This window comes from Rhodopila sp., assembly GCF_965276935.1.
GTDB lineage: Bacteria > Pseudomonadota > Alphaproteobacteria > Acetobacterales > Acetobacteraceae > Rhodopila.
Map to the genome: position 1 here is coordinate 1410524 of NZ_CBDIBS010000004.1, position 12810 is coordinate 1423333.

The window sequence follows — 12810 nt, forward strand, 5'->3', positions numbered from 1 at the left end:
GCTTGCCTGATCCGGCCTCACACCCCGCCGCCGCGCAAGTCGATGTTGGCCTGGCGGTGCAGGTCCCGCATCGTCTGCCGAGACAGCAATTCCACGTGCTCATTGATCAGCCTGCGGCGGACCTCCTCCGTCGTGATTTCGGCGGTGTTCTTCTCCTCCCGCGTGCACACCGAGATGACCGCGATCCCATCGCGAGAAATCAGCGGTTCGGTAGCTTTGCCAATCGGAATCGTCGCCAGCAATTGACGAAATGCTGGTGGATTGACTCCCTCGACGCGGACTTCGCCAGGATTGATCGGCCGGTTGCTCTGATTCGTGGCTTTGGCGACCTGCTCCATCTGCTCACAGCTATGCACGGTGCTGCTGATGTTCCGTGCCTTGGCCAGTGCCTGGCGTTGCTGATCGGTGGGCGCCTGCGGATCGAGCGCCGAGGTGAATGAAACGAAGGCCTGGCGCATCGTCACCACCGTTGCGATGTCGCGGCCGACTTCGCGCCTGCCTTGAAGCGCGACGATGGTGAAGCCGCCCGGCACCTTCACCGGATTGCTGACTGCGCCTATGGGCATCTGGGTAACCAGCCTGGCGATCTGCGGGTCGAGCTGGTTGGTCTGCACCCAGCCGATCTCGCCACCCTCCAGCGCGGTCTGGGTCTGGCTGAACTGCGCGGCGACCAGCGGGAACGCGGCGCCGGCATGTAACTCGTTTATCACGGTTTCAGCAAAGCGCTGGGCGTCGGCGGTGTTGGCCGGGTCGTCCACCGGAATAAAGATTTCTCCCAGCCGGTATTCCGGCTGGCCGATCATCTGGGTTTCCAGCTTCTGCTGCTCCAGCACATCGGCATCGGTAATATTGACCTTCTCCGCCACCAGGTCACGCAACACCTGGCCCCAGGCAAGCTGGGCGCGGATCTGGTCGATCAGGGTGCGCTGGCTGACTCCGTCCGCCGCCAGCTTCTGCCGCAAAGCCCCGGCCGGCATGTTGTTACGCTGCTCGATGTCGTGGATCGCATCGGCGATCTGCTTGTCCTGGATGACCACCTTGCGCCGTTGCGCTTCCTGAATGCGCAGACGCTCATCCACGAGCTGGCGCAGGATCTGCGGCTTGAGCCGATCCAGCACGTCGGGCGCCATGGCCATCCCGGTGGACATCGCGAACAGGCGGCCGCGGTTGTCGATGTCGTTGTTCGTGATCACGTCGCCGTTCACGACGGCGGCGATTCGGGTCGCGTCCAGCAGTTTCTGTTCCGTCTGCGCGGGCGCTGCCTTGGCGGGAGACGCCTGCCCGGGCATCGTACGGCCAAAGGCCGGACAAGCCCCCAGCAGCAGCAAAAGCACCGCCAGCCTCGGCTTCGCCCAATGCGCGCGACTGACCTGGATGGGATATACGCGGCGGGAGGCCGAGCGAAACGTGAAGCCAGGACTGCGAACCGCGGCCAACATGACAGGTACTCCCGGGAGCATTATGGCGCGCCCACGATCATATGGCGCGGTAGCCGAACTGGCCGATCGTCTTGAAGGTCAAGAGAAACAACACGCTGGTCGACCCGCTGTCACCATCGATGCTGGTATAGCGGCGAAAGAACCGCAGATCAAAGATGAAGCACTCATCCTCGTAAACCGCGTCGGCGCCGGCCGAAACCATCCTGTTGGTCGCCACGTCGCGGCGCGCGTTGGCGCCGAATCGGTAGTTTCCCCAGCGGGAGGACGCAGCCAAGGTGATCTCGTTGCGCGGAAAATAGTAAGGGTTGCCCGCCGGCGGTGGGGCAGGCTGGTCATAGAAGGTGTATGGATCAAAATTGGTGTAGATATAGCCGCCCGAGACGCGCAACAGCGGCGCGCCGACCGACGCGACGGCGTCCGACTCGTGGATTGCCAGCGAGTTCTTGTTCAATCGTGCGCGATAGGTCACGTCGAGCCATCTGGTCGGCGTCAGCGTAGCGCTCGCGACGATGTCGGATACCTGGTCGTGCAGGCCAGAGGCCTCGGGAAACAGGTTATCCTTGGTGGTGCGGTAGGACTGGCCGACCAGCCCGTCGAATGTCGTGCCGCCCAGGTACCAGGCGCCGTGCAGCGCGACATTGGCCCGAACCCCGCCGTCCAGCCGGTCCACACCGGTGAAGCGGTTGAAGCCGAACAGGTTGGCGTCGGTGAAGTCGAAATCCAGGCTGTCCTCGTTCGGATAGCGGCGGATCTGGCTGTCGCCGGCCTGCGGTGCGACGATCACCTGGGCGATCGGCTCGATCAACTGGGTGCCCCAGACGCCGCCGTCGCGGGCAAACGGCCAGCGGAAATCCACCGCCATCTGCGGCAGCGCCCGCGCCGTTCCGACATTGCGCAACGGGCCGAAATTGGGAATCTGGTTGAACTGGGACGCGTCGTAAGCCGCGGCGTCGCCATGCAGGGTGAGTTTCCACTGATCCCCGAGCGGCCCGGCGAAGGGCCGCTCCCAGTTGACCGCAAGCGCGGCACGCCGCGTGTTGGTCCCGACCGTCCGTATCACATTGAAGTCGGTGGTGTTCAGCGACAGCCGGCCGCCAAGCTGATCGGGTGTGCCGAAATAGCTGTATTCGTAGCGCGGCAGCACGATCGGCAGTTCGCTGTTGGTGATGACCGTCGTCTCGCTCTGGTAGAACTTCGAATCGAGACGCGCATAGGAACCCTCGCCAAAGCCCTCCAGGTAGAGCTGGCTGGTCAGGATGTTCGGATCGCCGGTCAGTCCCGCCGTCAGATGGAAATCACGCACGTAAGCGGAGGAAGAGGCCGTGTTGACATTAAATCCCCAGCGCCAGGTGTCGTTGATGCTGAATTGCCCATTGCCGGCGAATGAGCCCTGCAATGCGCCGTTCAGATACCCGCCGGAGCCATTCAGCAGCATCACGCCATCGTTGAAGCGTCGGCGATACTCCACATCAAGCTGTGGACCCGCATTGGTCGTGATCAGCGGTATGAAGGTGGCGTCCGATTGATCGTCGATGACCCAGTAATAGGGCTGCGCATAGAAAGCACCAATATTGGACGAGTTGCCGATCAGCGGCGGTAAAATACCGGATTCGCGTTTGACCGAGGGATCGGCGGTCCAGAAGTAAGGGAAGTACGCGACCGGGATGCCGTACATCTCCAGCGTCGCATTCTGGAACTCGACCTTCTTGTGCTCCAGGTCCTGAACGGCCGAGGCGGCGCGGATCTGCCAGAGCGGTGGGTGGTTCGGGTCCTTGGCGCACAGGTTACAGGTTGAATAGACCACCTTGGACAGTTCGTTGATCTTGCCAGCGGTGCGCTGCGCGCCGTTGGCCGCCAAGCGACCATTCTGCTGCAGCAGCGCACGCATATCCTTCAGGATGCCGTCGTTCATGTTGTTCTGCAGCTCGGCGTAGTCGGCGAACAGCACCTCCCCATCCGGTTCCAGCAGCACGACATGTCCGGTTGCCGCCGCCACCCCGGTGTTGCGGTCGAAGGTTATCTTGTCGGCGCGCATCACGTGGCCGTTCTGCCAGGCCTCCACATGACCGGTGGCGGTCACCAGGTTCTTGTCCTTGTCGTAGTCCACTTCATCCGCCGAGAACGTCACCGGCTGATCCTTGTTCGGCTGCGGACCCGTCTGAGGGGAAAGCAGGCTGCCAAGCTGCGCCCGGGCGGCTGGCGGCCAGAGGATCAGGCAAAACAAAGCCATACAGGCTGCAACGCCCACCACATGAAGCAGCATCCGGCCGGGGCGCAACCGAGGCAAAGCCATCATTTTCAGCCATCTTCCGTGTGCAGCAGCAGGGCGATCGCCAGCATCAGGCCGGACGCCGCCGGCGCCCAGGCCGCCAGCACCACCGGCAAGGCGCCGGACTGGCCAATCTCCTCGGCGATCTTGGAGACCACGAACAGCGCGAAGCCGGCCGCCACGCCGCTGCCGATCATCCTGGCAACCCCACCGCGGCGCGCCGGCCGCATGGAGAACCCGGCGGACACCAGCGCCATGGTCGCCGCCAGCAGCGGCAGCGCCAACAGCGCCTGGAAATGCAGCCGGTGCCGGATGGAGGAGAATCCCGACCGGTCGAGCAGCGCGATGAAGTCCGGCAGCGCCCAGACCGACAGCGTATCGGGCGAAGCAAAGCTCTCCTGCACCCGGTTGACCGTCAGGTCGGTCGGCAGGTTCATGGTTCGCGGCGGCTCCGGCAACTGGTCCGGCCGGATGGTGCGCGCGTCCTCGAGCTGCCAGTGTCCCGCGTCGAGCGTGACATGCGCGGCTTCAATGCGCGTCAGCAACTTGTCGGCCCCATCCAGCCGAAACACGCTGACGTCCTGGGCGGTGAGTTGCCTGCCATGCAGCTCCACCCCATGGGCATGGATGATCGCGACACCCCGCGGCGTCAGCATCCGGTCCGACTGGCGCAGCCAGAGCTGGCCGCCGTTCAGCGCCAACGGGCCGCCGCCGCTGCGCAGGTAGGCGTTCTCCATGGTTTCGGCGCGCGCCAGCATGACGGAGGACACCGGACTGATCAGGGCGGTGGCGATGACGCCGAACAGCATGGCGCAAAGCGTCGGCGCCGCCAGAAACTCCCACGCCGAAATGCCGGAGGCGCGGGCGACAATCAGCTCGGAGGATCGTGTCAGCCGCCAGAAGCACAGGATGCCGCCCAGCAGGACGGCGAAGGGCAGAATCTGCATTGCGACATAGGGCAGGCGCAGGGCGGCGATCTGGCTGACCACGCCGAAGGTAGCATTCGGCAGACTGGCGGAGCGGCGCAGCAGCTCGATGAAGTCGAACATCGACACCAGGCCGGACAAGGCGAGCAGCATACTGACCACCGCAACGGCGAACTGGCGGACGATGTAGAGCGAAAGGGTAACGATGGCGGTCATTTGGCTATGCCGGGCTGGGCCGCAGCCGAGTGCCGAATGACCGCATGGATGGCGCCAACAGCAGGATGGCGCAGACCACGCCTGGCACCACCGCGTGCAGCCACATTAGAATCACCAGATTGTTGTCGCGCGCGGCCAAGGTGCCGACCGCCAGCCCTACAGCCAGCAGGCCCACCATGATGCTGACCGTCACCAGCGGCCGCAGGACGCCGCCATGCCGCCTGAACATTCCGCCCAATGTCGATAGCAGGCCGACCATGGCATAGGATAATGTCGTCAGCGGCGTGGTGAGCCGCTTATAAGCTTCGGCGATCCATTTGGATCGGTCTCGTTCTAAAAATGGATGCGGATGAAGCAGCGCGCCGAGGGAGACTTCCGACATATCGGCCGGCCGTTCCGCATCGTCCTTGGTGGCGTCGGCAAGATCAATGTCGTTCTGCGCGAAGGTCAGCATGTTCAGCCGGCCTGTCTGATGGTCGATCTGCTGCCGGCTGCCATCCAGCAGGATGACCCTGGGCCCGTTGGGGCCATCGACCAGCCGCCCGCGCTCCGCCAGGATGGTCGCGTGCGCGCTGGGATCGCGGGCATCGTCCACCAGGATGCCGCGCAGCGTGCCATCCGGGTCACGCGCGCGGACGTAGACGGTCAGCTTGTCGGATAGCGGGGTGAACACACCATCCTGCAGCAGGAAGGCGGCCAGACGATTCCTGATCTCCCACTGATCCTGGCGGAAATCGGCCAGGGTGGCCGGAACTCCCCACAGGCTCAGGCCGTAGCCGAGCATGGTGGTGAGCAGCGCGACCATCAGGGCGGGACGGGCGAGCGCCCAGGGTGAGAGGCCAGTGGCGCGCATCACCGTCAGCTCACGGTCAGTGGCCAGGCGTTGATAGATGAACTGAATCACGACAAAGGTGGTGATTGGCAGGATCACGGCGATAAAGCTGGGGATCAGCAGTGCGGTCAGGTGCAGGAAGACCAGGAACGACAGGCCGCGATTGACCACGAGATCAACGAAGCGAAGCGACTGGGTGAGCCAGATCAGAGCGGTCAGCCCGCCGGTCGCCGCTACCAGCGCCATCAGCACCTGCCGGAAAATATAGATATCAAGTCGGGTTATCAGCTTGCCGGAGCGCATGTCGCTTTCTGCGGCAGGCTCCGGTCAGATGCAACCCGGACCTTTCGTCGTCACCCCTCATTCCGTGTCGATGCACGAATTCATGTCGCGGGTTGAGTCGGATAACCAAAGGTCAGGATGCCGTTCGATATCCGAGCCAAGGATGAACAGGCCTCACTCAACGTTTCGCCGGCGTTACCCATTAATAAAAGGCTTGGATCGGTCAGCGTCGGGTGTTGCCCGACCGCGATGTCGCGGCAACCAGTCTACGCCTTGATCTACCTGATTGCGCGCACCCCCAGCACATGAGCGATCGCGTATGTCAGGTCCGGCCGATTGAGCGTGTAGAAATGGAACTCATCCACGCCATTCGCCTGCAGCAAACGCACCTGCTCCGCGGCGATCATCATGCCCACCAGTCGACGGGTTTCCGGGTCGTTGTCGGTTCCCTCGAAAAGCCGCCCCATCCAGCCCGGCACGCTGGCGCCGCACATTGCGGAGAACCGCGCCGCCTGCGCGAAATTCGAGACCGGCATGATGCCCGGGACGATCGGTGCCGTGATTCCCGCCGCTAGGCAAAGGTCGATGAACCGCAGATAGACCGAAGTATCAAAAAAGTACTGCGTGATTGCCCGCGTAGCCCCGGCATCCAGCTTGCGCTTCAGATTCTCCAGATCCGCGACCGGGTTGGACGCACCCGGATGCACTTCAGGATAGGCTCCGATTGAAATCTCGAAGTCCGCCACCCGACGCAACCCGGCGACAAGGTCTGCCGCGAACCGATACCCGCCCGGGTGCGGCTCATATTCCGAACCCGGGGATGGATCGCCGCGCAGCGCCACGATGTGCCTCACGCCCGCCGACCAGTATTGACGAGCGACCTCATCAACCTCATCCCGAGTCGCGCCGACGCAGGTCAGGTGGGCGGCTGGCACCAGGTCGGTTTCCGCCGCCAGCCGCGCCACGGTCGCATGGGTGCGCGCCTGCGTGCTGCCGCCAGCGCCATAGGTGACCGAGACGAAACGCGGCGCCAGCGGCGCCAGCCGCTGAATGCAGGCCCAAAGCTGCTGCTCCAGCGCCTCGGTCCGCGGCGGGAAGAACTCGAACGACAGGGCGGGCGGTGGGCGGTCCATCGCCAGCATTGGTAATCCACTGAACCGAGGGCCGGTGAGCCAGCGTTGCAGGGTTGGGGCGAAGGTATCATTCATACGGATTGATTTCCTGGTTTCCGTCCGTAACGCAAGGGTCTCGGAGTACACTATCTGAATTGGATCGTCGTCAGGGATTTTTGGGGTTTCCCAAGCGTGGCGCCCATGGTAACTCCGTCGCGACGTGTCGTTCACGAAAAGGTCAATGTCCGGATGTTCCAATTCCGGTCAAACGTGCCAAACCAATGGTCGTTGGACCAGCGTGATGCCTGGCCCATGCGGCCGCTTGCCCGAGGTAGCTAATGCCATCTGTCCCACGCTCGCTTCGCTCATCCGTCGGGGCAATAAGGATTTGGGCCTTGTCCGGGGCGCTGATCGCCGGCCTCGCCGGTTGCGCGACACGGCCCCCGGCGAGCGATCCGGATGCGGTAGCTGAATACAAGCAGACGGATGATCCGCTGGAACCCACTAATCGTGTGTTTTACGCCATCAACAATGGACTCGACACGGTGATTCTGCGGCCCGCCGCCCAAGCCTACCGCTATGCCGTGCCGACCGCCGTCCGGGACGGCGTACACAACGTGTTGTCCAACATCGGCACGCCTGTCCAGCTTACCAACGACGTGCTGGAGGGTAAGCCGAGACGAGCCGGCGACACCGCCATGCGATTTCTGATCAACACCACGGTTGGTGTGCTGGGCATCTTCGACGTTGCCACCAGATTTGGCTATCCCAACCACGACTCGGATTTTGGACTGACTCTCGCGCTGTGGGGCGTGCCCGAAGGCCCCTTCCTCTACCTTCCGGTACTCGGTCCCACCGATCCGCGCGATGCCAGCGGATTCGGAGTCGATATCGCCTTCGACCCATTTACCTGGATTGGTGGTTCGAACGCCACCGGCCTGACCGCCTTCCAATGGTCGCGATATGGCTTGAACGCGGTTGACACGCGGGAGCGACTGCTTGATCCAATTGCGCAGATCAAGAAGACGGCGCTCGATCCCTACGCCACCTTCCGCAGTCTGTACCGCCAGCACCGCCGAGGTCAGATCGAAGACGTGCGCAATGACAACCGTGCGACCGTTCCGGTATGGTTTGCCCAGCCGAAAGACAAGCCCGCGCAATAAACGGGTCCGCCATCGGAGTTAGGATACATATGATTCAACGTCGGACCTTCCTGACCTGGCTTGTGGCCTTGTGCGCCACCGGATCGATGCCGCTGGCGGCCCGTGCCCAAAGCACCGACCGCGCGAGTAGCTTCGTCAAGGCCACCGGCGACAAGCTGGTCGCGGTCGTCAATGGCCCGGGCTCAGCCGCCCAAAAGCGCGGCGAGATGACCCAGATCATCAATGCCTCGGTCGATGTGGACAGTGTCGGCCGCTTCTGCCTGGGCCGCTACTGGCGCCAGGCGTCCGAGGAGCAGAAGAAGCGCTACCTGGACCTATTTCATGAAGTGCTGATAACCAACATTACCTCCAAGCTTGGCGATTATAAGGGCGTGAAGTTCACCCTCGGCCGCAGCCGTCCGCAGGACGAGGAGGTCGCGGTTTCCACCACGGTGGACCGGCCGAACAACCCCCCGACGGCGGTGGACTGGATCATCTCCAATCCTGACAGCGCGCCGAAGATCATCGATGTGGTCGCCGAGGGAACCTCGCTGCGGCTGACGCAGCGCAGCGACTATGCGTCCTACCTGGCGCACAACAACAACAACATCAATGCGTTGATCACCGCCATGCATCGGCAGGTCGAACAGAACGCCTCAGGCTGAGCCCAGGCTCTCGTACAGGATCATGCGATAGCCGCGCTGTTCGAACGCCTCGGCCTCACGCATGCCAATGCTGCCCAGGATGGTGCGGGAACCAAAGTTGTTCTCCCGGGCGACAGCGACGATGCGGGAAAGCCGGACGCGTTCATGGCCAAACCGCAGCGCCGCCCATGCGGCCTCTCTGGCCAGGCCGCGGCCTTGTGCTTCCGGCCAAAGGGCGAAGCGCAATCCGATCCCGCGCTGATCCGGCCGGTGTTCAAGTCCGGTAATGCCGACGAAGCGGTTGCGGTCCGCCGGCTCGCGGATCGCCCAGATGCCGAAGCCGTATTGCCCCCAGGCGACGACCTGGCGCGCCAGGTTGTCGCCGGTCTGCGCATGATTCCGCACGCCGCTCAGCATGACCGCGAAGACGCGGGCATCGCCGGTGATCGCGCACAGGTCGCGCAGGTCGGCACCGCCCACCGGCGTGAGTAACAGGCGCCCGGTCCGCAAGGTCCAGGCGGAACTCATGGCAGATCGCGGTTGGCCCGCGCGATGTCAGGTGCGGTAGCTGGGATCGATACCGTCAAGTTGTCGAAGATACGCCGGCCACTCGGCCGACGCGCGCCCCCGGTCATGCTGCTCGTATTGCGCGGCGACTCGTTCGCATACGTGGGCCGGGATCTCCAGCAACTTGGCGCCGGTGGCTTCCATCTGAAGCTGGATGCGAGCCGCGCGGACGAATTCCTTCATCAGCGAGAACGCTTCCCGCGCGGTTGCGCCAACGGTGGTGATGCCGTGGTGGCGCATCAGCAGGGCCCGATTCCGGCCCAGCGCGGCGGCGATACGGTCGCGTTCGTCAAAGCTATCGGTCAGGCCTTCATAGTCGTGATAGCCCATCCGGTTGTAGAAGCGCATTGCGTTCTGCGACAGCGGCCGCAGCCCATGCGCCAGGCCGGACAGGGCAATGGCTTCCTCCGGATGGACATGGACCGAGCAATGCACATCGGGTCGAGCGCGGAGAACGCCGCTATGCAAGGTGAAGCCCGGACGGTTGACGCCGGACCGCTCGTCCAGGTCGTCGTCCATGCTGACTTCCACCAGGTTGGAGGCAGTGACCTCGGCATACTGCAGCTCGTGCCGCTTGATCAGGAAGTGCCGCGGGTTCGACGGGCAACGCATGGCAGCGTGATTAAAGATCACGTCCCCCCAGCCGTGCAGAGCCAGCAGGCGGTAGACGGCGGCCAAGTCAAGTCGAGCCTGGGTGTCGGTGTCGGACAGGGCAGCGGTTTCGGCGTCCATTTGTTTGGCTCCTCCGGTTGGCAAGTCAGATACCGAACTGGGAGCCGGCGGGCAATGTCAGCCCGGCGCCTATCAAGGTAGGTGCCAAGCTGACAAATTCCGCCGCACGAGAGGAAGCGCGGCAGCGTGGTCGCGGGCTTGGATCGGCGCGAGATATGCGCCGGCCCTTTGCCGCCTCGACCGAGGAGCCGTGCTTCTTGGACAAGTCGGCGTTCAAAGCGCGATGGGTTTAGGTTGACCCACGAGTCGCCCTTTAACGCATGGTTTGATCGCCTGACTCACGCCTTCTGACTGGGTCAGCCTCAGGCGATCATGCTCTAGCGAACCACGCGTTGCGCGACCTGCAACCGACGCTGGACGGCGAGTGAACCGCCGATCGCAGCCGCGATCGCGCCGAGAAGCAGGTCACCGAAGGCGGCGAATGACGTTCTTGACGCCGTTGCGGCACTTTCGTCGGCTGCATTCTTTGCCGTCTGCACAGCCTGGTCGCGCTGCTGCTTCAGCTTTGCCTGCGCGTCATCAAACCGTTTCGTGGCATCGTCCTGGCTGATGTGCTGCTGCGCCGCCATGATCGCGATGATCTGCTGCTTTGCGGCGGGCGCGTCAGGACCGCCCTTGGCATAGGTCACGAGATTGCTGGCAACCTGCTTCTGTGCCTCCTGCGGGCTCATGGTCGCCGGGTCGGTGTTAGCGGGTTGAAGATAGCCTTGGGCCTGCTGCTGGATCATCTCAGGTGACACGCCCGTTGCCTGAGCGAGTGGCTGTGCAGCGTCCTTGACGCCGCTTCCCGCGGCGGACGCCACGCCACCAAGCGCGGAGAATCCGCCACCAATGATGCCGCCGACCGCGGAGGTTAAAAGATAGATGGTCAGCATTGTCGCGATGCCCCAGGCCACCAGCCCGTGCAGCATACCGTCGAAACGGACCTCGATACCCGCGAACCAGGCAGCCACGTAGCCGCCAAAGAGCAGCGCGATGCAACTGCTGACAACCCACCATACACCGGCACCAATGCCGAAGCTGCTGGCATCGGGGGTGCTGCCGGCATTGACGTTGACAGTGCCAAGCCCAATCCCGGCGCCAAGCATGCTGAGCAGCAACTGGACGACAATGATCATGATGACGCCGCCAAAGATGGCTGCCCAGGAAATTCGCCGATGAATGTGCGAGCCGGCGCCGACCATTGTGGTCGTGGTTTCAACGACGCCTGGCGCGGAGGGATCGCCATAAGCAGTTGTGGGCATGATAATCTCCATGCGAAAGCCCGGAGTGCTATGCACCCCGGGGTCATGAAAGACAGGTGGCGATCAGCGACGGACGGGCGGAACCGCACCGGTCGCGCGGGTGGTGCCGGTCTCGACGGCTGCGTCCTTGGTGATCTCGACGTCCTCGCGGCGCACGGTGTCGTGGACCGTCTCGACGCGATCGGCCGCATCCTTGCGAACGACCACCTCCTCCTTCACGCGCGCGGTCTTGCCGACAACGGCTTCCTCGTCCGTCTCGGTCATTTCGATCGTCTTGTCGGTGAAGTCCGCATTGGTCACGCGGGCGTCCCCCGAGACGGGACGCCGCTCGACCGAGACGCGCTCGGAGTGCAAGGCGACGTTCTCTTCGACCGGCGTCTCCACCACGAAGCGGCGGATGCGGGTGGTACCGCGATTGACGAGGCGCTTGCCGACGCTGATCTGCTCCTCGGACAACTGAAGCTTCTCTTCGCCACCACGCAGCGCCGTGGCGGGCGTACTTGCAGCAGCCATCGTGCCTGGCATTTCGCGTGTCGTCGTTGTCGTTGTCGCGCCGGCAGTGCCCACCCCATAGCCCGTCGCCCGCTCGTCGATGTCGACCGGGTTGTGCCGTTCCAGGATGCTGGTCACGCTCGCAACATAGCTTTCCGGAGCCTTGACCGTCACCACATGGGAGCCGCCCTCGACGCTGCGATCATAGACCGACGTGTCGTGGTCCGGCTCGCCACCGAACAGATTGCTCCAGAAGCCCTTTTCCCGAGGCGGTGCCGATCCGGTCGCAGTACCGGTCGTGGAAGGTTGGCGGCTGATCGCGTCGGCGGGGACATTCGCGGCCTGCAGGTCGCGCACGGCGGCATCGGCATGGGCGGCGGTGTCGTAGACGGCAACAATCGTCTCGTCGGTCATCATTCAGTCTCCAGGGTTGGGGTGGCAATTTGAACTAGTGGAACCGGTGCGGTTTGCTCACCTGCCGGAAGCCGCGTGATCACGGCTTCCTGCTCGCGAACCTGCACTGTCTCCTTGTGCCGTTCCGTCGTGCGGACACGCCGGATATGCACCTCCTCGCGAAGCAGAAGCCTGCGTTCGACAACAACAATTTCCTCGATGACGGGCATGATCGTCAGGTCGCCTTCTTCACGAACCACTGGCATGGTTTCGACATACCGGTTGACTGGCACGCGTTGGACCTCGACGTGCTCGTGGGCGAGTTCTTCGTCGATGAGTTGGTCGCGACTATGCGTGACCGTGGCGACGCGGACGACGGACTTTTCACGCTTGCGTTTTGTAACAGCAATATCTTCGGCATAGAGCGGAACGACCTGCTCCTCTCCGCTCAATGGACGCCGATCGCCCACCGCTGCCATGGCACCGTCTTCATGCGGTTGCATGGGCTGATCCGTCGGTT

12 protein-coding genes are annotated in these 12810 nt (G+C 63.5%); 2 read left to right on the forward strand and 10 right to left on the reverse strand.

Annotation, left to right across the window (positions count from 1 at the left end; genetic code table 11):
* Window positions 1–17: 17 nt before the first annotated feature.
* From ACQY4S_RS22805 to metF, 5 genes are all read right to left on the reverse strand, one after another.
* The gene (locus ACQY4S_RS22805; protein WP_428487487.1) at window positions 18–1439 is read right to left on the reverse strand and encodes a peptidylprolyl isomerase; all 1422 of its coding nucleotides are present in this window, start codon (window positions 1437–1439) and stop codon (window positions 18–20) included.
* Between the two features lie 37 nt (window positions 1440–1476).
* Window positions 1477–3669, reverse strand: coding sequence for an LPS-assembly protein LptD (locus ACQY4S_RS22810; protein ID WP_428487488.1), 2193 nt, complete (start codon window positions 3667–3669; stop codon window positions 1477–1479).
* A 68-nt stretch (window positions 3670–3737) separates the two neighbouring features.
* Complete coding sequence (gene lptG / locus ACQY4S_RS22815) at window positions 3738–4850, reverse strand: LPS export ABC transporter permease LptG (protein ID WP_428487489.1); 1113 nt, start codon at window positions 4848–4850, stop codon at window positions 3738–3740.
* 4 nt (window positions 4851–4854) lie between these two features.
* Complete coding sequence (gene lptF, locus ACQY4S_RS22820; protein ID WP_428487490.1) at window positions 4855–5985, reverse strand: LPS export ABC transporter permease LptF; 1131 nt, start codon at window positions 5983–5985, stop codon at window positions 4855–4857.
* 257 nt (window positions 5986–6242) lie between these two features.
* Complete coding sequence (gene metF / locus ACQY4S_RS22825) at window positions 6243–7172, reverse strand: methylenetetrahydrofolate reductase [NAD(P)H] (RefSeq protein ID WP_428487491.1); 930 nt, start codon at window positions 7170–7172, stop codon at window positions 6243–6245.
* 299 nt (window positions 7173–7471) lie between these two features.
* On the opposite strand from metF, the gene ACQY4S_RS22830 reads away from it, so the two are divergent.
* Both ACQY4S_RS22830 and ACQY4S_RS22835 read left to right on the forward strand, forming a co-directional pair.
* Complete coding sequence (locus ACQY4S_RS22830; RefSeq protein ID WP_428487492.1) at window positions 7472–8239, forward strand: MlaA family lipoprotein; 768 nt, start codon at window positions 7472–7474, stop codon at window positions 8237–8239.
* A gap of 29 nt (window positions 8240–8268) precedes the next feature.
* Complete coding sequence (locus ACQY4S_RS22835) at window positions 8269–8883, forward strand: MlaC/ttg2D family ABC transporter substrate-binding protein (RefSeq protein WP_428487493.1); 615 nt, start codon at window positions 8269–8271, stop codon at window positions 8881–8883.
* Here the strand turns inward: ACQY4S_RS22835 and ACQY4S_RS22840 are convergent.
* From ACQY4S_RS22840 to ACQY4S_RS22860, 5 genes are all read right to left on the reverse strand, one after another.
* The gene (locus ACQY4S_RS22840; RefSeq protein WP_428487494.1) at window positions 8875–9390 is read right to left on the reverse strand and encodes a GNAT family N-acetyltransferase; all 516 of its coding nucleotides are present in this window, start codon (window positions 9388–9390) and stop codon (window positions 8875–8877) included. The two genes, ACQY4S_RS22835 and ACQY4S_RS22840, sit on opposite strands and share 9 nt — an antisense overlap.
* Before the next feature lie 27 nt (window positions 9391–9417).
* Window positions 9418–10161: a class II aldolase/adducin family protein gene (locus tag ACQY4S_RS22845; RefSeq protein WP_428487495.1), complete on the reverse strand. Its 744-nt coding sequence runs from the start codon at window positions 10159–10161 to the stop codon at window positions 9418–9420.
* A gap of 317 nt (window positions 10162–10478) precedes the next feature.
* Window positions 10479–11405: a hypothetical protein gene (locus ACQY4S_RS22850; protein ID WP_428487496.1), complete on the reverse strand. Its 927-nt coding sequence runs from the start codon at window positions 11403–11405 to the stop codon at window positions 10479–10481.
* Window positions 11406–11468: 63 nt separating this feature from the next.
* The gene (locus ACQY4S_RS22855; protein ID WP_428487497.1) at window positions 11469–12314 is read right to left on the reverse strand and encodes a YsnF/AvaK domain-containing protein; all 846 of its coding nucleotides are present in this window, start codon (window positions 12312–12314) and stop codon (window positions 11469–11471) included.
* A complete protein-coding gene (locus tag ACQY4S_RS22860) occupies window positions 12311–12793 on the reverse strand; it encodes a YsnF/AvaK domain-containing protein (RefSeq protein WP_428487498.1) in 483 nt (160 codons plus the stop codon). The genes ACQY4S_RS22855 and ACQY4S_RS22860 overlap by 4 nt, the downstream gene beginning before the upstream one ends.
* Window positions 12794–12810 lie beyond the last annotated feature (17 nt).